Annotated in this window: 17 protein-coding genes; 9 read left to right on the top strand and 8 right to left on the bottom strand. The window is 57.2% G+C overall.

Going from position 1 to position 22,135, the window contains the following annotated elements; all coding sequences use genetic code 11:
* The first annotated feature begins 204 nt into the window (after positions 1-204).
* Positions 205-1,269 carry a LacI family DNA-binding transcriptional regulator gene (locus AC2LB6_RS06540; RefSeq protein ID WP_490092899.1) on the top strand — a complete coding sequence of 355 codons (1,065 nt, stop codon included), beginning with the start codon at positions 205-207 and terminating at the stop codon, positions 1,267-1,269.
* A gap of 11 nt (positions 1,270-1,280) precedes the next feature.
* On the opposite strand, the gene AC2LB6_RS06545 is transcribed toward AC2LB6_RS06540, so the two are convergent.
* Entirely contained in the window at positions 1,281-4,130 is a 2,850-nt protein-coding gene (locus AC2LB6_RS06545) for an EAL domain-containing protein (protein ID WP_490092900.1), read from the bottom strand.
* 273 nt (positions 4,131-4,403) lie between these two features.
* On the bottom strand, positions 4,404-5,015 hold the full coding sequence (locus AC2LB6_RS06550) for a cupin domain-containing protein (RefSeq protein WP_490092901.1): 612 nt from the start codon (positions 5,013-5,015) through the stop codon (positions 4,404-4,406).
* 329 nt (positions 5,016-5,344) lie between these two features.
* Here AC2LB6_RS06550 and AC2LB6_RS06555 point away from each other — a divergent pair, with 329 nt between their 5' ends.
* Complete coding sequence (locus AC2LB6_RS06555; RefSeq protein WP_490092902.1) at positions 5,345-5,827, top strand: YlaC family protein; 483 nt, start codon at positions 5,345-5,347, stop codon at positions 5,825-5,827.
* Here the strand turns inward: AC2LB6_RS06555 and AC2LB6_RS06560 are convergent.
* The 3 genes from AC2LB6_RS06560 to AC2LB6_RS06570 all read right to left on the bottom strand — a co-directional run bounded on the left by AC2LB6_RS06560 (position 5,824) and on the right by AC2LB6_RS06570 (position 11,733).
* Positions 5,824-7,227, bottom strand: coding sequence for an aminotransferase-like domain-containing protein (locus AC2LB6_RS06560; RefSeq protein WP_490092903.1), 1,404 nt, complete (start codon positions 7,225-7,227; stop codon positions 5,824-5,826). The two genes, AC2LB6_RS06555 and AC2LB6_RS06560, sit on opposite strands and share 4 nt — an antisense overlap.
* Positions 7,228-7,352: 125 nt before the next feature.
* Positions 7,353-9,503, bottom strand: coding sequence for a putative bifunctional diguanylate cyclase/phosphodiesterase (locus AC2LB6_RS06565; protein ID WP_490092904.1), 2,151 nt, complete (start codon positions 9,501-9,503; stop codon positions 7,353-7,355).
* Between the two features lie 145 nt (positions 9,504-9,648).
* Positions 9,649-11,733: a putative bifunctional diguanylate cyclase/phosphodiesterase gene (locus AC2LB6_RS06570; RefSeq protein ID WP_490092905.1), complete on the bottom strand. Its 2,085-nt coding sequence runs from the start codon at positions 11,731-11,733 to the stop codon at positions 9,649-9,651.
* A gap of 544 nt (positions 11,734-12,277) precedes the next feature.
* Between AC2LB6_RS06570 and AC2LB6_RS06575 the strand changes: the two genes are divergently transcribed.
* The 5 genes from AC2LB6_RS06575 to AC2LB6_RS06595 are packed head-to-tail and all read left to right on the top strand — an operon-like array spanning position 12,278 to position 17,538.
* The gene (locus AC2LB6_RS06575) at positions 12,278-12,847 is read left to right on the top strand and encodes a spore coat protein U domain-containing protein (RefSeq protein WP_490092906.1); all 570 of its coding nucleotides are present in this window, start codon (positions 12,278-12,280) and stop codon (positions 12,845-12,847) included.
* A gap of 46 nt (positions 12,848-12,893) precedes the next feature.
* On the top strand, positions 12,894-13,385 hold the full coding sequence (locus AC2LB6_RS06580) for a Csu type fimbrial protein (RefSeq protein WP_490092907.1): 492 nt from the start codon (positions 12,894-12,896) through the stop codon (positions 13,383-13,385).
* Between the two features lie 25 nt (positions 13,386-13,410).
* Positions 13,411-14,109 carry a fimbrial biogenesis chaperone gene (locus AC2LB6_RS06585; protein WP_490092908.1) on the top strand — a complete coding sequence of 233 codons (699 nt, stop codon included), beginning with the start codon at positions 13,411-13,413 and terminating at the stop codon, positions 14,107-14,109.
* 7 nt (positions 14,110-14,116) lie between these two features.
* A complete protein-coding gene (locus tag AC2LB6_RS06590) occupies positions 14,117-16,564 on the top strand; it encodes a fimbria/pilus outer membrane usher protein (RefSeq protein WP_490092909.1) in 2,448 nt (815 codons plus the stop codon).
* The gene (locus tag AC2LB6_RS06595; RefSeq protein ID WP_490092910.1) at positions 16,561-17,538 is read left to right on the top strand and encodes a Csu type fimbrial protein; all 978 of its coding nucleotides are present in this window, start codon (positions 16,561-16,563) and stop codon (positions 17,536-17,538) included. Before AC2LB6_RS06590 ends, AC2LB6_RS06595 begins: the two co-directional genes overlap by 4 nt.
* On the opposite strand, the gene AC2LB6_RS06600 is transcribed toward AC2LB6_RS06595, so the two are convergent.
* The 3 genes from AC2LB6_RS06600 to exbB all read right to left on the bottom strand — a co-directional run bounded on the left by AC2LB6_RS06600 (position 17,535) and on the right by exbB (position 20,248).
* Positions 17,535-18,860: an MFS transporter gene (locus AC2LB6_RS06600; protein ID WP_490092911.1), complete on the bottom strand. Its 1,326-nt coding sequence runs from the start codon at positions 18,858-18,860 to the stop codon at positions 17,535-17,537. The two genes, AC2LB6_RS06595 and AC2LB6_RS06600, sit on opposite strands and share 4 nt — an antisense overlap.
* A 236-nt stretch (positions 18,861-19,096) precedes the next feature.
* The gene (exbD, locus tag AC2LB6_RS06605; RefSeq protein WP_337011702.1) at positions 19,097-19,519 is read right to left on the bottom strand and encodes a TonB system transport protein ExbD; all 423 of its coding nucleotides are present in this window, start codon (positions 19,517-19,519) and stop codon (positions 19,097-19,099) included.
* A 6-nt stretch (positions 19,520-19,525) separates the two neighbouring features.
* The gene (exbB, locus tag AC2LB6_RS06610; RefSeq protein WP_490092912.1) at positions 19,526-20,248 is read right to left on the bottom strand and encodes a tol-pal system-associated acyl-CoA thioesterase; all 723 of its coding nucleotides are present in this window, start codon (positions 20,246-20,248) and stop codon (positions 19,526-19,528) included.
* Between the two features lie 349 nt (positions 20,249-20,597).
* Between exbB and AC2LB6_RS06615 the strand changes: the two genes are divergently transcribed.
* Positions 20,598-21,569 carry a TRAP transporter substrate-binding protein gene (locus AC2LB6_RS06615; RefSeq protein WP_490092913.1) on the top strand — a complete coding sequence of 324 codons (972 nt, stop codon included), beginning with the start codon at positions 20,598-20,600 and terminating at the stop codon, positions 21,567-21,569.
* A 46-nt stretch (positions 21,570-21,615) separates the two neighbouring features.
* The gene (locus tag AC2LB6_RS06620; RefSeq protein WP_090966010.1) at positions 21,616-22,122 is read left to right on the top strand and encodes a TRAP transporter small permease; all 507 of its coding nucleotides are present in this window, start codon (positions 21,616-21,618) and stop codon (positions 22,120-22,122) included.
* Positions 22,123-22,135 lie beyond the last annotated feature (13 nt).

The following is a 22,135-nucleotide window of genomic DNA, read 5'->3' on the forward strand; positions in this document are numbered from 1 at the left end:
ATTGATGACGCACACCGCCAGCAGGCGTACCGCGTGTCCTTTTCACGAACTTAGAAAAGTGCGAAACGTGGGTACAGCCACTTTTTTGCAACGTTTTTCATGGCAGGCTGGATTCCGGCAGAAAATGGCTCTGAAACGCTTATCTGACGCGATTCAGCAGGCTATGAAAAATTTTTCATTAGCAGATTTGAAGGCGATCACAGAATGAAACAAAGGCTGAAAGTGGGTGAAATAGCGGCGCTGAGCGGGGTCTCGATAAGCACGGTCTCGCGCGTGCTGGCGGGTAAAGCGAATACCCGGCCCGCTACCCGCGACAAAGTGCTGGCAGTGGCGCAGCAGCAGGGTGTGCTGAATAACCTGCATAGCGGTCGCCTGCTGCTGAATAACCTGATGGTCTTTGCCCCGCCCCGTGCCTTCGATGTGCGCAGTGACATCTTCTACTACAAGGTGATTCAGGGGATCAGCCAGGCGGTGGAGCCGCATGAGGTGCGGCTGCGCTACTGCCCGCTGGAAGAAGTAGAAAGTGATGCGACGCTGTTTATCGATAAAATGCAGCAGACCGAAGCGGCACTGCTGATCGGCATTGATGATGAGCATATTCATCAACTGGCGGCGGAGATGAACAAACCCTGCGTGCTGATTAACGCCCGCGATCGCCGTATGCGCCTGCCATCGGTCTCGCCACATCATCAGCTGATTGGCGAATTTTCAGCTCGCTATCTGTTTGAGCAGGGACACCGGCAGATCCTGTCGCTGCACTGTCTGCGCCGCTACACCATGGAGCAACGCCTGCAGGGCGTCCGTGACGCCTGGCACGCAATGAATCTGCGCTTTGACAGCCGCCAGCATCTGCTGACCCTGAACAGCTTCAGCAGCAATGAGGCGGCGGAGCGGCTTGGGGAATATCTGCGCCACTGCCCGGATGCGCTGCGCCCCACCGCGATTCTCGCCAGCGGGGATTACATTGCCGCAGGTGCCGTTACAGCGCTGGAGCAGGCCGGTCTGCGGGTGCCGCAGGATATCTCGGTGATGAGCATGGATGGCTTTAACCTTGCCGCTATCCACGATATTCCGCTGACGTCGGTGCAGGTGCCGCGTGATGAGCTGGGCGCTGCGGCAGTGAGAATGCTACAGGAGATGCGACTGAATCCCGGCACGCCCACCGGCAGCCTGCTGCTGAATGGCAGGCTGGTGGTGCGTGAATCGGTGCGGCGTATCCGCGATAATCTCAGCCATGCGCCGGTCCAGCAGCATGGCCTTTATGATTAACGTGGCGCTGGTTAACCCAGCGTTTTCAGCCGCAATTCCGATGGCTGAGGCCGACCGAACAGGAAGCCCTGGAACAGCGTACAGCCCTCATCGCGCAGTTTAGCGAACTGTTCATCGCTCTCCACCCCTTCGGCGGTAATCTGGATATCCAGACTGCGGCTCATGCCGGTGATGGCACGGATAATCGCCAGTGCCTCGCGGCTGTCGCCCATATCGTTGATAAACGATTTGTCGATTTTGATTTTGTCGAAGGGGAAAGATCGCAGATAGCTCAGCGACGAATAGCCAGTGCCGAAATCATCCAGCGCAATCTGCACGCCCAGCGCCTTGAGGTTTTGCAGGGTACGGATATTCCCCAGCGAATCATCCAGCAGCACCGATTCAGTGATCTCAACTTCCAGCCGCGCCGGATCGAGACCCGACTCCTTCAGCGCGCCTTCGACCACCGGCACCAGCGAGCTATTTTTGAACTGCAATGGTGAGAGATTGACCGAGACCGACTGCTCCCCTTCCCAACTCGCCGCTTCGCGACAGGCTTCGTAGAGTGCAAACGCTCCCAGCATATGAATAAGACCGGTCTCTTCCGCAATCGGGATGAAGTCGTTGGGCATGATCAAGCCACGGACTGGATGATGCCAGCGCATCAGCGCCTCATAGCCAATGATGGTGCGATGATCGCCATTGGTGATGGGCTGATAGTAGAGCCGCAGATGCCCGCCACTGATTGCATCGCGCAGATCGTTTTCAATCAGACGGCGGCTGCGCGCCACATCGTCCATCTCCAGTGTAAAGTGCTCATAGCGGTTACGGCCGTTGCGTTTGGCTTCATACAGCGCCATGTCAGCACAGCGCAGCAGCTGCTCCGGCGTATTGGTGATGGTGGTGCTGAGCGCAATACCCACGCTCAATCCGACCGTCAGATTATGGCCTTCCACGTTGACCGGCGAACGAATAGCCTCGATCAGGCGCTGTGCTACTGCGCTTGCCTCATCACTGTTCGCTACCGAAGGCAGCACGATGGCGAACTCATCGCCGCCGATGCGCGCCAGCGTATCCTGGTCACGCAGCGTGTTGCGCAGACGCTTTGCCACGCTGCGCAGCAGCTCATCGCCAATCTGGTGACCCAGCGCATCGTTCACATTTTTGAAATTATCGAGGTCGAGGCAGAGCGCAGCGGTCTGGCGCTGTGTCTGACCGGCGCTACGCAACGCTTCGCTCAGACGCTGGCGGAACAGCAAGCGGTTGGGCAGGCTGGTGAGGTTGTCGTGATGCGCCATATGGTGAATACGGGCATCGGCGGCGCGCTGGTCGGTGACATCTTCCACCAGCAGCATCAGATAGTTACGGCGCGCATCCTGACCATTAATCGCAGTAGCGCGGGTATGCAGAATGCGTTCGCCGCTGGCAGTCATCAGCAACTGCTCGCGCTCATGCATGCCTTCACTGCGCAGCGCAACATCGGCCAGATTATTAAAGTAGTCGCTGAGTTCAGGCGACATGCATTCGTGCGGGCGCTTGTTGACGATCAGTGATTTGGACAGGCCGAACAGCTGCTGAGTGCGGTCGTTAACGAGCAGGATTTCACGGGTGATAGCATCTTCCACAATCACGCAGGAGGGAATGTTGGCGATGATGTTATCGAGGAATCTGGACAGCGCCGTTTTCTGGGTGCTCTGGGCTTCGGCCAGATCACGTGCGCGCAGGATCTGCTGCTCCTGTTCACGGCGTTCCGTGCGGTCGCGGGTGATTTTGGCGAAGCCGACCAGCTTACCGTCATCATCATGGATGGCGTCGATCACCACATGCGCCCAGAAAGCGCTGCCATCTTTGCGGTAACGCCAGCCCTCATTTTCAAAGCGGCCGGTTTTCAGCGCGATACCGAGGTTGGCTTCCGGCGTCCGGTTCAGTCGCTCCTGAGAACTGTAAAACAGCGAGAAGTGCTGACCGACCACTTCGTCTGCTTTGTAACCTTTTGCACGCTGTGCGCCGGCGTTCCAGTTCACCACCACGCCATCGACGTCGAGCATATAGATGGCGTAATCGGTGACGCCCTCTACCAGCAGACGGAAACGCTGTTCCTGCTCCCTTTGCTCACTGCGGATTCGCTGCTGCTCGGTGCAGTCGCGGGTGATTTTGGCATAGCCCAGCAGCTTGCCCTGATCGTCGCGGATCGTGTCGATCACCACATGCGCCCAGAAGGCACTGCCATCCTTGCGATAACGCCAGCCCTCATCCTCAAAACGGCCGGTGCGATACGCGGTTTGCAGGTTCTGCTCCGGAACATGATTCAGCCGATCCTGCGCGCTGTAGAAGCGGGAAAAATGCTGACCGACGATCTCTTCCGCCACATAACCTTTGGCGCGCTGCGCGCCAGCGTTCCAGTTCACCACGTTGCCGTCGTGATCGAGCATGTAGATAGCGTAATCGGTGACGCCTTCCACCAGCAGACGGAAGCGCGATTCCTGTTCCCGATCTTTGTGCTGCTGTTCCTGTTGCAGGGTACAGTCACGGCAGATAGCAACGAATCCGACCAGCTGGGCCGCCTCATTACGGATCGGATAGATCACCACGTGAGCCCAGAACGTACTGCCATCTTTACGACAGCGCCAGCCTTCGGTTTCAAACCGTCCGGCGGTCGCTGCAGTATCGAGTTCGCACTGCAGCTGACCGCGACGGCGATCCTCTTCGTTGTAAAACAGGGCGGCATGCTGACCAATAATTTCGTCTGGCCTGTAACCCAGGACGTGCAGGCCCCCGCCGTTCCAGCTGGCGACAGTTCCGTCCGGTTTAAGCATGGTGATCGCATAATCGATCACGCTTTGTACCAGCATGCGATAGATGACATCAGAGTTATTATCCATTGTTATTTGCCTGCTGCTCGGTAGCCGGGTAATGGCTTAGGAATGTTCTTAATAAACTGGCCGCGACTAAAGCGGAAAAGGTCTGCAAACACAAGCGTATTAAGAAGAATAACTAATCTTAGCAGGTGATATATCGGCAGCGGCGGCCAAATATTCAATGGTATGACAACAGGATTAAGCGAACGGGATTAACATTTAACAGAGATTTCAGGGCAGAACGGCAGAAGCGCGAGGCGTGCTCGCGCTTAATGATTTCACGACGGGCGCGGGTATTTACAGGTCCATCTGCTGCTGTAAATGCAGCGCGGCAATCGGCTGCCAGATCTCGGTTAATGCGCCCTCTTTGCCGGTAAAGGGATCCTGCGTCGGTAAGGGCACTTTTTTCACCTGCTCCTGGGCCATCTTCAGCTTCGCCGGCTCATCGCGCATCGTTTCTGGCGACATGCCACGCGGATAGGCACCCACCACCATAAAATCTTCGCTGGCGCTGACCTGACGATGCCCGACACCTGCCGGAATCAGCACCGCATCGCCTGCGCGCAGGGTGACCATCCGGCCACTGTCGCCGCCAAACAGCACTTCTGCCCAGCCTTCCACCACGCCCAGCAGTTCATGGGTATTGGGATGATAATGGGTATAGGGGAAAATCGGATAGCGCCAGGCGGGCGGCCAGCCGTTTTCTTCGAAAGTTTTTTCAAACCACGTCCCGATCTCCTCTTCTTCCGGCACCACGCGCGGCCAGATAATCAGAGGTAACGGGTTATTAGGCACGCCGCCCGAGGGGATGCCGAGCATAAGATGCTGAGGATTATCAGAGGCCCCGGCCGAGAAGGTTCCCGCAGCAAAGGACATCAGTAACATCAGACTGGAGGATGAGGCACGCATACAGGTTCTCCGTTTTTTCTAAGTGTGGCAAACCTCCGGCACAATGCAATGTGCGCCAGACGGCACAATTGAGATAGTTGACTGATATTGCTGACTAAAGCCAAATGTGTCGTTAACAATAGTGCAACGATGTATCTGCGCGGTGGCGGAAAGTGGTTCTTACTACGGCAAAGTGTTGCAAATTGTCACAGGGCCACGACCGCAGCCGCTTCAGTCCGTTTATCTGGCACGCATTTTCTCAACTGTTATAGAAAAATCGAACAAATCTGTTTCTGATATGCTTGACTGTTATCTGTTGTAATAGCTAACAGATGACAGTGAGGTAACCAATGGACGCTATTAAACAAATCCTGATTGATGAGATTGCGACGCTGAACCGCGAAGAACGTCGCGACAATTTGCCGCGCTTTAGCCTCTCGTTTCTGAAAAACCATCCTGGCCTCTGGGCAGTCATGTACCTCTGCTATGGGCTGTGCGTGGCGCTGATTTTCACCACCGAGATGCTCGGCTGGCCCGCCTTCTGGTTCGCCACCGTATTTGTGCTGGTGATGAGCGTGTTGATGCTGCTGGATATCAACCCGAAATATCGCTTCGAAGATATCGATGCGCTCGATCTGCGCGTCTGCTACAACGGCGAGTGGTATTACGTTCAGCCGGTGCGCGAACAGGCTATCTCCCGCATTCTGTCGCTGCCCGAGACGCCGGAACGAGTGAAAACCGGTATCCAGCGTCTGCTGTCGCAAAAAGGGGAAGTGGATTTCTATGATGTCTACTACCTGACCTGGGGCCATCAGGAAGCGGCGCGGGTTTAATCTGCCTGCGGCTCCGCCATCAACTGACCCAGCGTTGCTATTGCCGCCTCGGCCCGACTATCCCACGGCCAGGCGGTATTCAGCCGAAAACAGTGACTGAACTGCTCCCCTGCCGAAAATAACTGCCCTGGTGCAATACTGATCCCCTGAGCCAGCGCCTGCTGATAGAGCCGGGTAGTATTGATGCTCTCCGGCAACGTCACCCAGAGAAAATAGCCGCCGCGCGCTTCACTGACCGTGGCCTGTGGCGGCAGCACCTTCAGCAACGCCTGGCGCACCATCTGCTGTCGCTTCGCCAGGATCTGTCGCAGCCGCTTCAGATGGGTGTCGTAACGCCGTGTGGCGAGAAAATCGGCCAGTGCCAGCTGCATCGGTGCGCTGGTCGAGAGCGTGCTCATCAGCTGTAGCCGCTGAATACGCTGCGCATGTTGCCCTGCCGCGACCCAGCCAACGCGAAATCCCGCCACCAGCGACTTTGAAAATGAGCCACAGTGCAGCACGTTTCCCTGACGATCCCAGGCTTTTGCCGGCAGCGGCGCAATTTCACCTGCCCAGAGTTCGGCATAGACATCATCTTCAATCATCGGCACCTGATAACGCGCCAGCAGCGCCACCAGATGCTCTTTGCGTTCCGGAGTTAACGTCACGCTCAGCGGATTCTGCAGCGTCGTCATCAGCCAGCAGGCTTTCACCGGCCAGCGCTGTAGCGCCTCCTCCAGCTGGACGAGATCGATACCCTGCTTTGCATCGACCGGAATCGCCAGCGCCTTGAGTTTGAGCCGCTCTATCGCCTGCAGCGCGCCATAAAAACCCGGATGTTCAATCACCACATAGTCGCCAGGCTCGGTCAGGGATTGCAGACTGAGGTTCAGCGCCTCCAGCGCCCCACTGGTGATGACAATTTCATCCGGCGACAGGGTGATGCCCTGACGCGCATAGCGCTGCGCCAGCAGCTGTCTCAACGTGGCGTTGCCGGGTGGCAGATTGTGCAGCGCATCGGTTGGGGTCAGATGATGGGAGACGTTCGCCAGCGAGCGCATCAGCTGGCGCTGCGGAAAGAGTGCGGGATCGGGGAATGCGGAGCCAAACGGCACGATAGCGGGATCGCGCGTGGCCTGCAGCACATCAAACACAAAGTCGTTGATATCAACCTGTTCGCTGATCGCCACACTCAGCGGTGCGGGGGCTAAGGCACGCGGTGCCACGTAGTAACCTGACTGTGGACGGGAGACGATCCAGCCCTGACTCTCCAGCAATTCATAGGCATGCAGCACCGTCATCAGGCTGACCCCCTGCTGCGCCACCTGCTGACGCAGAGACGGTAAACGGGTGCCCGGAAGCCAGATGCCGGCCTCTATCTGCTGCTGAATCTCATCCATCAATCGCTGGTATTTCGCCACGGGTCGCCTCTCCCTGTTTTACCGTGAATAGTCTGACCGCGAGACTTTACCACGCACAGCGACCAATGACAGGCGGCGCGAATCGCTTTATCCGATTGCGCTGGTTCTTCCCTGCTTCAGGCAGGTCAGATCACAGCGACCTGCGGCGTCAGCGGCTGCTCGGCTTTGGCAATCAGGCTCACATCCGCAACCGCCTCTTTAATTCCCGCCACCACAAAATCATCCAGCTCTGGCACCCGCTCCGGGGGAACAGGCTTGCCCAGTAGGTAGCCCTGTAGCGTATTACAGCCCAGGCTGGTCAGGAAAGCCTGTTGCTCAGTAGTTTCAACGCCCTCGGCCACCACTTTCAATTGCAGCGACTGGGCCAGCGCCACTATCGCTGACACGATGGTGGCATCTTCTGTGTGATGCTGCTGCAGCTCATTAACAAAGGCCCGGTCGATCTTGAGTTCACTGGCCGGAAGCCGTTTCAGATAGAGCAGGCTGGAGTAGCCAGTACCAAAGTCATCAATTGAAGCTTTCACCCCGAGCTGGGTCAGTTCAGTCAGGATACGCACGCTCTCATCGGGATCGCGCATCGCAATAGTTTCCGTCACCTCCAGCGTCAGCAGTTCGGCCGGAATCTGATGTTTTGCCAGCGCATCAACCACCGTCTCCACCAGATTCGATTGCTCAAACTGCAACGCCGACAGGTTCACCGCCACCGACCAGTGCGGATGGCCCTGCAGATGCCACTGGCGCAGCTGGCGACAGGCTTCATGGATTACCCAGTTGCCGATATTGACAATCATTCCGGTCTTTTCTGCCATTGGCAGAAATTTATCGGGCGACAGCAGGCCGCGCTGCGGATGCTGCCAGCGCAGCAGAGCCTCAAAACCGAGAATCGGACCGCTCGGCGCGCAATATTTTGGCTGATAGAACAGGCGCAGTTCATCATGATCCAGCGCCTGCCAGAGATCGTTATTCAGTTGAAGCTGGCTCTGGGCCTGAATGTTCATTGAAGGCTGAAAGAAGGTGTAGCCGTTACGGCCATTATTTTTGGTGTGGTACATCGCCGCATCGGCGTTGAACATCAGTTCACGCTCATCCACGCCATCACCGGGATAGACCGCAATGCCGAGACTCAGCGAGACCATCAGCTCATAGCGTGAGATATCAAACGGACGATCCACCGCTTTGACCAGCTTATCGGCAATGGCCGCCGCATCATTGGGATCGTCGATCTCCACCAGCAGCACAAACTCATCACCACCGAGCCGCGCCAGCGTGAAGTAGCCGGTCATCTGCTGGCTCATGCGCTCGGTCACGCCGATCAGCAGACTGTCGCCAATGTGGTGCCCGAACGCGTCGTTAACCGCTTTAAACCCATCAAGATCCATAAACATCAGGGCAAACTGCTTCTGCTCACGGTTCGCTTTGTTGATCGCCTGCTCCAGCCGATCCTCCAGCAGGATGCGGTTAGGCAGCCGCGTCAGGTTGTCGTGCAGCGCCAGCTGAGCCAGCTCGCGATTGGCTTCAGCCAGGGAACTGGCAAGAATGGAGGTACGCGCCTGCATCCGCGCATCCAGCATCGACACCAGCAGCGTTATGCCCAGAATCGAGATGGTGACCACCGTGACCAGAATCGCCAGCCAGTTGCTGTTAACGCCCTGACCCACCGAATGACTGTGAGCAGGAAACTCTGCCGCCACCATGCCGGTGTAGTGCATGCCCGCAATCGCACAGCCCATCACCACCGAAGCGCCAATGCGCAGCAGGGTGACCCTGCTGGTCTGTCCTTCCCGCAGGTTAAACGCCAGCCACAGCGCGGTACCAGAGGCGGCCAGGGCGATCGCCACCGACAGCGCCACCCAGCCCCATTTCCAGACGATACCGGGGGAGAACATCAGCGCCGCCATGCCGGTGTAGTGCATCGCGACTACGCCGCTGCCGAGAATAACCGCACCACCCGCCAGGCGCGGTAAGGGCAGATCATGACTGCTGCAGACCAGCCACAGCGCAAATATCGACGCACAGACAGCGATGGCCGCAGAGAAGGCGGTGAGCCCGGCGTTGTAGCTCATGACCATCTCCATGTTCATCGACAGCATGCCGATAAAGTGCATCGCCCAGATGCCGATGCCCATGGAAAAACCACCGCCGAACAACCAGACCAGCGCAACTTTGCCGGTGGAATGCACCACCCGTCCCGCCATATCTAAGGCGGTGAACGAAGCCAGCATCGCCACAAGAACGGAGACGATGACGATAAAAGAGTCGTATGAGGTCGCTAACATAGTGCATTCCCGCGGAAGCAGAGCTTGTGGTTGAGCAGAGGTATTTAAAATTATTCTCTTAGTTATCGGCACGGCCCGGCGGTTAATGAACCACGAACCCTGCATTCTTTTCACTCATTCTGAGTGATGAAATCTATCGTCAGCGTCAGCCCGACAGTGACGCTACCGGCGGTCGCAGCTGGGGAAAACTAAACGCATCAACCCGGTCCGCTGGCGTTGGCTTGCCCAGCAGATAACCCTGCAGCGCATCAAAGCCTAAGCTGGTGAGCAAATGCTGCTGCTCTTCCGTCTCAACCCCTTCCGCTACCATGCGCAGATTGAGACTCTGCGCCAGCGTCAGCATGGCGCTGACCACCGTCGCATCTTCACTGCCAGGTCGCAGACAGTTGATAAAGCTGCGATCGATTTTGAGTTCACTGGCATCCAGATCCTTGAGATGCAGCAGGTTAGCATAGCCGATGCCGAAGTTATCAATGGCGACGCTGACACCCGCCTGCTGTAATTCACGAATACGCTGCTGGCTGAAAACGGGATCGCGCATGGCGATCGCTTCGGTGATCTCCAGCATCAGTGCGCTGCCTGGCAACTGGTAACGCGCCAGCGTCTGGGTCAGGGTATTCAGCAAATCACGCTGGTGAAACTGCAACGCCGAAAGGTTCACCGAGACCGTCCAGTCGTTGTGACCCTGGCTGTGCCAGATCCTCAGCTGTCGGCACGCCTCATCGATGACCCAGTTGCCGAGCGCGACAATCTGGCCAGTTTTTTCGGCGCGCGGCAGAAACAGCTCCGGCGTCAGCAAGCCGCGCTGCGGATGCTGCCAGCGCAGCAGCGCTTCGAAACCCATGAGCCGGGTGCCACCGGAACGGAATTTGGGCTGGTAGAACAGCCGCATCTGCTGACGATCAATCGCCTCCCACAGATCGTTTGCCAGCTCCAGCTGATACTGTGTCGCGACGCTCATGGCCGGTTCAAACAGGCACCAGCCGTTTCGTCCGCTGTGTTTGGTATGGTACATCGCCGCGTCGGCATTCAGCAGCAGCTCCTGCCGGTTGCGGCCGTGCAGCGGAAATATCGCAATGCCCACGCTGAGTGAAACGTGCAGCAGGTAGCGATCCAGTTCAAACGGCGTACTGATCACTTTAACCAGTTTTTGCGCCAGCTGACGGGACGGGCTGATGTCACACGCCTCCGCCATCAGGACAAATTCATCGCCTCCCAGCCGCACCAGTAGCATCGTGTTACTGAGCTGACTGCGCAGCCGTTCCGCCACAGCTACCAGCAATCGATCACCGACGTGGTGTCCCCAGGTGTCATTGACCGCTTTGAAGCCATCGAGATCCATATAGATCACGGCAAAGCGCCTTTCATTGAGCATAGCCTGTTTAATGGTCAGGTCGAGCTGCTGCTCCAGCATCACCCGATTGGGCAGCGCGGTCAGGTTGTCATGCATTGCCAGCTGACGCAGCTCCTGGTTAGCGCGCCGGAGCCGGGTCGCCAGCCGCGCGGCACGCAGCTGCGCATCCAGCATTGAGCTCAGCAGCGTAATACCCAGAATAATCAGCGTAATGAGCGTCACCCACACCGCCAGTCCCGGATTACTCGCACCGTGCGACTGCATCGTGCTGATTTCACTGAACCGGGCTGCCGACATGCCAACATAGTGCATACCGGCGATGGCGATCCCCATCACCAGGGATGCCAGTCCCCGCATCAGCAGCAGATGATGATCGCCCTGACGCAGATGAAACGCCAGCCACAGCGCCAGGCCAGAGGCCGCAAAGGCAATCAGTACCGAGAGCGCCACCCGCAGCCCATTCCACTCAGGTCGGGGGTCAATCAGCAGCGCATACATGCCGAGATAGTGCATCACGACCATCCCCGCGCTGAGGATCAGCGTGCCGCGCAGCAGCCGCTGACGGGTGAGATGCAGGCCGCCCACCGTCTGACCAAAGGCGAGCACGGACGCCAGGATAGCCACCAGCAGCGAGAGGATCGTCAGCCGTGTGTCATAGCGCATTATCATCGGCATCATCATCGCCAGCATCCCGATAAAGTGCATTGCCCAGACGCCAATCCCCATTGCGGTGCCGCCCACCAGCAGCCAGAACCGGGCGCTCCAGCCACGGGATACCACCACCCGACCAGCGGTATCCAGGGCTGTAAAAGAAGCAATAAACGCCACGATCAGCGAAACGCCGATCAGCACGCTATCCCAGGTGACAGGCAACATGTGTAACTCCTCACCACCCGCTGATTAACGGATGCTGTGTACAGTCTGATAAGTGATCTAAAAAACACCCGGTAGGTGAGCGTTATTAAATTTCGATGTTTGTGTGACGGAAAAGCTGGCAAAACGCGCCCACAGACGCAGGACATTGATGACCTGCATTCTTATTACCTGGCCCCTAAGGCAGCGGGTAAATTGTTATAATGTCTGATTGGTAAAAGAAAATTTCACCGAAGCAGAAAACATGACAGCGGCCAAAAAAACAAAGGACTTTGCTTTTCCGACTCGCCTTCATCCCTTGCTATTACTGGGTTATCGGCCGCCGTGACGTTTTGATTAGTCAAAAATAAATTACAAGGCTTCGCGTAACGCTTTAACTGATCTATAGTAAGTAAAACTGATATAAATCAGCATTCTTAAGTCTGAGGTTAATCTTAAGATAGCGGCACTGCCCGCCTTGTTACTTTTATTTCATTCCTTTGGGTTAAATCGTTAATAAACACCGGGTGAAAAAGCACTGACTCTCGATAATCCGTAAGGAAATATTATGAAACTCAAGCTTTTTCTGTTTGCCGCTGCAGGATTAACTGTCGCCATTCCGTTATTAACCCAGGCGGCGACGACCTCGGGAACTGTCAATGCCACATTAACGCTGACCACCGGTTGCCTGGTGAACGGCCAGTCAGCCACGGCGGGTGTGAACTTTGGTACCCTGAACTTTGGTAGCAGCGCTGCCACCTTTGATACCCTGAACGCCACGCTGGTCGGTGCGGCGGGCAACGGTATTTTTGTGCGCTGCACCACCGGTCAGGACTACAACGTGGTGGTGACCAGCAGTAATGCTGCTCCAGCCAACATCTATGGCACTGCCTCGACATCGCCGCGTTATCTGATTCTCGGATCGAATAATGCGCAGGGCATCGCCTATACCCTCTACAGTGACGCCTCCTTCACCACGGCGATCGCCAATAACACGCCAATCGCGGCCAGTGGAACCACTGACCCGACGCTGGGCACCAACTACGCCATTTATGGCCGGGTGGTCGGCGGCGGCTTTAATCCCCTGGTCCCTGCCGGAACCTATACCGATACGATAAACGTTGCCGTGAACTATTAGCTGCTGTCGCAGGTAAATACGGGTGGTTCTCTGGCGATCCTGCCTGATGATCGCACGCGGTCTGCCCCTTCTGATAGGGAGTGTCAGCGCCTGGAGTCTGCCCACCAGCACCTTCCAGGTTACCGCGTCGATTGTGGCAGGCTGCGTAATAACCGGTACCAATACCGGCGTTTTCGGCACGCTTAACTTCGGCACACAGTCTGGCGTGGCGGCGACGACCGCCAACGCCAGCTTTGTGCAGAGCACCTCCATTAATCTTGCCTGCACGCCGGGCACCACGCTGAGCATGAGCATTAATCAGGGCGCCAACTTCACCACCACCCGCAACCTGAAGCTGCCCAATTTTAGCAACACCGTTCCCTATACGCTCTTTAGTAATGCCAGCCGCACCACGGTAATCCCGGTGAATCAGGCAGTGCCGCTGAGCTATAGCAATGCCAATAACATTACGCTGCCGATCTATGGCCAGCTACAACTGCCCGGCACTGCGCGCGCCGGCGTTTATACCGACACGCTGACCGTCACCCTGAGCTGGTGAGGTGATAGAAAACAAGGATATGATCATGAAGCCACTGCGCGCCCTGTTGCTGCTGCTAAGTTCCACCCTGCTCTCCCCGGCCTTCGCCGCGAATTCGGTGATGATCTGGCCCATCGACCCCGCCATTAATCCTGAAGAGAAAGCTAGCGAACTCTGGCTGGAGAATCGCGGTAACAGCACCACCATGATGCAGATCCGCGTCTTCAGCTGGCAGCAGAACAACGGCCAGGAGCAGTATCAGACTCAGCAGCAGGTGGTCGCCAGCCCGCCGATGGTGCGGATGGAGCCAGGCCAGAAACAGCTGGTCAGGCTGATTAAACAGACACCGCCCGCGGCCGGTAAAGAGCTGGCCTATCGGGTGGTGCTGGATGAGATCCCGACGCCGCGCAATCCTGGCGAAAATCAGGCCGGACTGACCTTCCAGATGCGCTACTCAGTGCCGCTGTTTGTGTATGGTACCGGGCTGAACACAGACAGCGCTCGCCCGGCTCTGCGCTGGCAACAGGTCAGCGAAGGCGGCAAGCGCTGGCTCCAGTTAACCAACAGCGGCAGCGGTCACGCCCGTTTGAGCAATGTGGCGATTGGCGGTCGCAAACTGGGCGACGGTTTATACGGCTATGTGCTGGCGGACAGCACTTATCGCTGGCCACTCACGGCGCCGGTCAGCGGCGAACTCACTGCAGAGGTTAACAAGAGCCAGTGGCGCAGCGCTGCACAAAAATAAGTGCTGAATGAGACCTTTCTCCCTGCATCCCTGCGCGCTGGCGGTAGCCAGCGTCATTTATGCCTTAACGCCGGATCCTGTGCTGGCGGAGACTTACTCATCCCTGCCCCCGCCGCCCAGCCTGCAGACCAGCAGCAACGGTCAGCAATATATGCTGGAGCTGGTGATTAACCAGCAGGAGAACGGCAACATAGTGCCGGTAGAGCAGCGCGACGGTCATTTCTGGATTCGCAGTGGCGATCTGCAGCGAGCCGGTCTGCCACAGGATAAGCTGGGCCAGCAGGAGCAGATCGATGTCAGCAGCCTGCAACCCGTCAGTGTGGAATATGATGCCTCCCGTCAGCGTCTGCTGCTCACCGTGCCGCCTGAGTGGCTGCCCGGTCAGGTGATTGGCGAGGTGAAGAACGGACCGCGCTATCCGGGTCGAACCAGCAACGGCGCGCTGATCAACTACGACCTCTACGCCAGCCGTACCGATACCACCGGCACCCGGCTTTCCGCCTGGAACGAACTGCGGCTGTTTGGTGATGCCGGACACGTCTCCACTAACGGCGTCTGGCAGCAGCAGCTGGAAGGCAGTACGACGTATCAGGACAACGGCTATATCCGCTACGACAGCTGGTGGAGCAACGAAGATGAGAATGCGGCGGTGAGCTGGCGGGTCGGCGATCTGGTCACTGACTCGCTGGCCTGGAGCAGTAGCGTACGGCTCGGCGGTATCCGTATCGGCCGCGATTTCAGCGTCCGTCCCGATCTGGTGACCTATCCGCTGCCCGCTTTTTCCGGTCAGGCCGCCGTGCCTTCCACCGTTGATCTCTTTATCAATGGCTATCGCTCCAGCCAGGCAAACGTGCAGCCTGGCCCCTGGTCGATGACCAATGTGCCGTTCGTTAACGGCGCGGGTGACGCGGTGATCACCACTACCGATGCGGTGGGCCGACGCGTCACCACCACCATGCCTTTTTACGTCTCCAGTAACGTGCTGAAATCGGGGTTATCGGACTATGCCTTCTCCGCTGGTGCTATCCGCGAGAACTATGGCATTAAAAACTTCGATTATGGTGCGGCCGCCGCCAGCGGCTCATATCGCTACGGCATGACCGACTGGCTGACGCTGGAGAGCCACGCCGAAGGCAGCGAGAGCCTGGCGATGGGCGGGCTGGGAGGCCAGTTGCGCGTCGGCAGCTGGGGCGTGGTTAACGGCGCGGTGGCGCAAAGTCAGCTCGATGGCGAAAGTGGCAGGCAATATAGCTGGGGCTATCAGTACAACAATCGCTGGTTCAACATCGGCACACAGCAAACCCAGCGCAGCAGCGACTTCGGCAATCTGGCCCTGGTCGGCAGCCGCGCCGGTAGCCAGGCGGATAGCCGTTACGCGCTGTCGCGCCGCAGTGCTCAGTACAGCGCCAGCGTCTCACTGAACCGCTTTGGCAGCGTCGGTGCCGCCTTTATCGATATCACCGACGGCCAGGGCGATCGCACCCGCTTGTGGAACCTCTCTTGGAGTAAAAACCTGTGGGGTAACAGCAGCCTGTATGTCTCGGCCAGCCGCGATCAGCAGGAGAAAAGCTGGACCGGGGCGATCTCGCTGGTGATCCCGTTTGGCGAACAGGGCAGCGCGGCCATCAGCACCGAGCGTGATCAGCGTGGCCGCGACAGCCAGCGTCTCTACGCCTCCAGCGCCATGCCCAGCGACGGCGGGTTCGCATGGGATGCCTCCTGGGCGAATCAGAGCGGTAACAGCGGCGATTACCGTCAGGGCAGTCTGCGCTATCGCAACAACCAGATTGACACCTCGGGGGGCTTCTATGGCGATGATGACAACCTGACTCAGTGGGCCGATCTCTCAGGCGCATTGGTGTTAATGGACAACAGCGTTTTTGCCGCCAACGCCATCAACGACGCCTTTGTACTGGTAAAAACCGGCTACCCCGATGTGAACGTCCGCTATGAAAATCAGTCGATGGGACGTACCAACCCGCAGGGCTATCTGCTGGTGCCCGCCATCAGTAGTTACTATCCGGCCAAATATGATATCGATACCCTCGACCTGCCCGCAGATATGACCACACCTCATGTTGAGCAGCGCTTCGCGGTGAAACGTCAGAGCGGCTACCTGCTCAACTTCCCGGTGGAGAAACTACGCTCAGCCAGCGTGATCCTGGTCGATGCGCAGGGCCAGCCGCTGCCGATCTCAAGCCTGGTGCAGCGCCCTGATCATCCCACCGGGTATGTCGGCTGGGATGGCATCGTATGGATGGAGGATCTCACCGCCAGTAATCCGATGGAGGTGGTGACGCCCGATGGCCGCCAATGCGAAACCGAACTGCGCATCGCCAGCGGTCAGCCGCAGGCGCTGAAAACTTACGGCCCGCTGACCTGTGCGCTGCCCGCACCGGCCGCAGGCAGCGCCCCCTCTCCAGCTGAATCTTTTACGTTCGGAACCCAACCATGATGAAATCGCTGTTACTGGCTGGCCTGCTGCTGTTACTGCCGTCGCTGGGCTACGCCGCCTGCGCCCTGCCCGCATCGACCGCCAGTTTCGGTTCAGTCACGACCTTTGTGGCAAATACCACCGTCAGTTCCACCACCACGAATGCCAACGTCAACTGTGGCGCGGGTGCCGGGCTGTCGCTGCTGGGCAATAACCAGATCACCTTTCAACTGACGGGCGCGACCAATAGCAACGGCACGCGCGGTACGCTGAAACGCAGCGGTGATACCGGCAGCGATAATGTGCCGGTGCGGCTCTGCACCGACAGTGCCTGCGCCACTGAACTGACGATTGGCGGCACGCCGTTCGTCTATGGTTCGCAGACCCTGATCAACCTGGCGGGCTTGCTGGGCAGCCTTAACTTCGCTATCCCGGTTTATCTGCGCACCGTTCCCGGCCAGGTGGTGGCCGCGGGTACCTATACCGTCACGCTGAATATGGCCGTGACTTATCGCATCTGCACCAGCATTGCGATTGGCAATATCTGTTTAAGCGAGCAGAACGGCAGTGGCGTGATCCCGATTACCATCACCGCCATACTCACTAACGATTGCACGACGATTACCGCGCCTAATATCAGTTTTGGCAGCGCGCCGCTGGTCGGCAGCTTCTCCGCCGTGTCACAGACTATTAATGTACTGTGCAGCAAAGGCAGTACCTATACCGTCGGGCTGAGCAACGGCAGTTATCCAGTGGGCAGCGTCAGGAATATGGCGAGTGGCGCGAATCGGTTGAGCTATGAGATCTATAAAAGCACCACCAGCAATCGCTGGGGATCGGCAGGCACTGAACGCTGGAGCAGCACCACCTCCACGGCGGTATCCACGGATGGACTGACGCGCGGTTTTAACTACACCGCGCGCATCCTGACCACGCAAAACACGCCGCCTGCGGGAAACTACAGCGACAGCGTGGTGGTCGATTTGTCGTTTTAGAGGGAGGCGCTGACCGTCGTCGTGCCGTTGTGACGCCTCTGGTACTGCTTCACCATCCGGCCAATCAGGAGAGTACCAATCAATCCGCAGACCGCGGCAAAGGTCAGCCAGACGCCCGGCATCGCTTTATCACCGGTGGCGTGGATCAGGTAGCTGGAGATAGCCGGTGTGAAGCCGCCAAACAGCGCCGTCGCCAGGCTGTAGGCCATTGAGAAACCGGCAGCGCGAACCTCAGCAGGCATAATCTCTGCCAGATAAACCACCATCGCACCGTTGTAACTGGCATAGAGGAACGACAGCCACAGCTCCGCTTCCAGCAGGTGGGCGAAGCTGGCCGAGCCTACCATCCAGTGCAGCACCGGCCACGTGGTGACAATCATCAGCAGAGTAAAGCCAATCAGCAACGGACGGCGTCCGACACGGTCCGACAGCGTGCCCATCAGCGGCAGCCAGAAGAGGTTGGAAACACCGACACAGAGCGTCACCAGGAACGCCTGCTTGTCGCTCATCATCAACACGGTTTTACCAAAGGTGGGGGTAAAGGCGGTGATCATGTAGAACATCACCGTGGTGGTGACCACCATCAGCATCCCCGCCAGCACCAGCGCCCAGTTGCTGGCGACTGAGCGCATGATTTCCGTCATGCTCGGATGATGTTTACGTTTGCTGAACGCTTCGGTCTCTTCCAGCATCCGGCGGATATAGAACAGGAACGGCACAATCAGGCAGCCGACCACAAACGGGATACGCCAGCCCCACTCCGTCACCGCTTCTTTCGCCAGCAGATGATTCAGCATCAGACCCAGCAGAGCAGCAAAAATCACCGCAATCTGCTGACTGCCCGACTGCCAGCTCACGAAGAAGCCTTTGCGTCCTTCAGGAGCAACTTCGGCCAGATAGACCGACACGCCACCCAGCTCAACGCCCGCCGAGAAGCCCTGCAGCAGTCGTCCCAGCAGGATCAGAATCGGCGCTGCCACGCCCAGCGTGGCATAACCTGGCACCACCGCAATGGTCAGGGTACCAATCGCCATCAGGCCCAGCGTCAGCAACAGTCCTTTGCGACGACCATGATGGTCGATGTAGGCACCCAGAATGATCGCCCCCAGCGGGCGCATCAGGAAACCGGCACCAAAGGTCATCAGGGTCAGCATCAGGGAGGCAAACGGGTCATCACCGGGGAAGAAGGTTTTTGAAATGGCGGTCGCGTAGTAGCCGAACACCATGAAATCATACATCTCCAGGAAGTTACCACTGGTGACGTTGAAAATGGTTCGGGCGGCACTTTTCGGCGGCTTTTGTAAAGACGGGGTGTGACTCATAACGGCTTCCTGTTGTTTTTTAGCCGTTTTAGCCTGCCTGAAGCGGGATTAATGTGACCTGAGTCACCATTGCACTTTACAAACCCATGTACATAAGTAACAACTAATTAACAATTAAGATAAGGCAGCATAAGTGATCGGTTTTGCCACTTATCGACCTGATTTTATGTGGCTGAAGTGCCACCATAAAAAAAGGCGACCTCAACAGTCGCCTTTTAACGGTGCCGGATAACCCGCTATTTCTTCACGGTTTCCATGCCCATCAGACCAATTTTCAGATAGCCCGCCGTGCGCAGCTTATCCATCACGTTCATCAGCGTTTCATAATCCACCGACTTATCCGCCTGGAAGAAAATGGTGGTCTCTTTATTGCCCTGAGTCTGGCTGGTCAGCACGTTCACCAGCGAATCCGGCGTCACCTGATCGTTACCGACGTAAAGTTGCTTATCCGCTTTAATTGACAGGTAAACCGGCTTCTCTGGTCGCGGCTGCGGCGCGCTGGTTGAGGCGGGCAGATTGACACGTACGTCGACCGTAGCCAGTGGCGCGGCCACCATAAAAATGATCAACAGAACCAGCATGACGTCGATAAACGGCGTCACGTTGATTTCATGCATTTCACCATCGGTTTCCAGATCGTCGTTTAATCGCATTGCCATAAGAACTTACCCTAAGCGCAGTTTCTGGGCGGTCGCAGGACGCGGAACGTCAGTGGCGACGGTGCCCAGGTCGATGTCACGACTCTGCAACAGCATCACCTGAGCGGCGACATCACCCAGCGAGGCTTTGTAATTAGCGATCATGCGGGCAAAAACGTTGTAGATCACGACGGCCGGGATTGCAGCCACCAGGCCTACCGCCGTCGCCAGCAGCGCTTCGGCGATACCAGGAGCCACAACCGCAAGGTTGGTAGTCTGGGTTTTCGCGATGCCGATAAAGCTGTTCATAATGCCCCAGACGGTGCCAAACAGGCCGATAAACGGAGCGACAGAACCGATGGTTGCCAGGAAGCCATTGCCCCGGCCTGCATGACGGCTGAACGCAGCAACGCGGCGCTCAAGACGGAAACTGGTGCGATCTTTAATGCCGTTGGTGTCTTCAACGCCCGCCGAGAGTTCAAGTTCATTCTGCGCATCGTTCAGCAGCACGATGCTGTGGCTGTGACCGGTAAACGACTGAGCAATGCGGGCGGCGTCATTGAGACTGCGGGCTTCGCCCAGTGCCAGTTGCTCACGCTTCAGGCGACGTTTAGCGGCGCTGAGTTCGGTATATTTACCGAAGAAGATCGCCCATGTCCCCACTGAGGCCAACAACAGGCCAATCATGACCACCTTTACCACGATATCGGCATGTTGATACATGCCCCAAACGGAGAGGTCCGTTTGCATCAAATCACTGGCTACCACGCTGCTTCTCCAACTTCTGATTCAGGGATGCGAAACAAGCGCGAATAATAGCAAAATAGCGGCGAATTGATAGTAGTTCTCATTAGTATTTACAAACCCAATCGCCGTTATTGACCTCCCATTGACCTTGTTTAAACACTATTTGCAGGGATGTTTCGGAAATGTGAAGTTGCATGAAAATTTATTAAAACAACGTTTCAAAATGTGACGAGATTCATTCAATCAGCATTGCTGCATTTTACTCAGACGCGATTTCACTATGCTGGCTGCACACGGCCCTCTGCGGTTAGCCCAGATCCCATGCCGTTTTACCTCTGCGGGAGACAATATAATGAGAATGACGAAAACATGCCTGGCCAGTGCCCTGGCGGCGATGATGATGAGCGCCACCGCCACGGCACAGGTGATTAAAGTGGCTGAAGTCCAGCCTGCCGGCTATCCCACCGTGGTCGCCCTGCAACACATGGGCGACAAACTGAAACAGGCCACCGATGGACGGCTGGAGATGAAGCTCTACGCCGGTGGCGTACTGGGCGATGAAGATCAGACGCTGCAACAGGTGCAGCTGGGTGCCATTGATATGATCCGCGTCTCGCTGGCTCCGGTCACTTCGATTGCCCCGGAAACCAGCGTGCTCACTCTGCCCTACATTTTTCGCGACGTTGACCACATGCATAAAGTGCTGGATGGCGAGATAGGCCGCGAAATTGCCGACAAGTTCGACAAAGATCCCAATGCCCGCATGGTGTTCCTGGGCTGGACCGATGCCGGTGAGCGCAACATGATTACCAAGAAGCCACTGGTAAAACCGGAAGATCTCAAAGGCATGAAGATCCGGGTGCAGAACAGCGCCATCTCACTGGCGACGCTGAAAGCGATGGGCGCGAATCCGGTGGCGATGGGCGTCAGTGAAGTATTCAGTGCGATGCAGACCGGCGTGGTCGATGGCACCGAGAATAACCCACCCACCTTTGTTGCCCATAACTACATGCCGGTCGCGAAGTATTACACCCTCAGCGGCCACTTTATCCAGCCAGAGATGATCCTGTTTTCAAAGCGCGCATGGGATCGCCTGAAACCCGAGGATCAGGCACTGCTGAAAAAGCTCGGCAAAGAGGCACAGGATGAGGAGCGCCAGCTCTGGGCGACCTACACCGAACAGTCGATCGCCAAAATGAAGGCGGGCGGCGTGACCTTCCAGCAGACAAACCGCGACTACTTCGTTAAAGCGACCCAGCCAGTGCGCGATCAGTTTGGCGGTAAATATCAGGATCTGATGACCCGGATCGCTGAGGTGAAATAATCCAGACGCCACACTGCCGTGTGGCGTGCTTAATCAGGGATCAATTATGTCTGCTTATACGCGTCTGATGGATGGGCTTTATCTGCTCTGCATGCTGGTGGCCGCCGTTGCGCTGTTGATCATGGTGACGGTGATCCCGATTGGGATTTTCGCCCGCTACGTGATGAATGGCGCACTCTCCTGGCCGGAACCGGTTGCCATTATCTGTATGATCATTTTTACCTTTATCGGCGCACCAGTCGGCCTGCGCGCCGGGACTCATATCTGTGTCTCGATGATGACTGACCGCCTGCCACAGGTTCCTCAGCGCGTGCTACTGCGGGTCTGCGATCTGTTGATGATCATCACCTGTCTGGTGATCTTTCAGGCCAGCTACAGCCTGTGCGAAGCGATGTGGGTGCAGACGCTCGCCTCACTTCCAGCGGTGACCTACGGCGAGATGTATCTGCCGATCCCGATTGGCGCGATATTCACCCTGCTGTTTGTTGTTGAGCGATTGCTGACCGGCGATCAAAGTCAGCGACCCATTGTTACGCTGGGCGGCACCCACTAATCCGGAGCAGAAG

The sequence above is a fragment of the Pantoea sp. RCC30.1 genome (assembly GCF_058148845.1).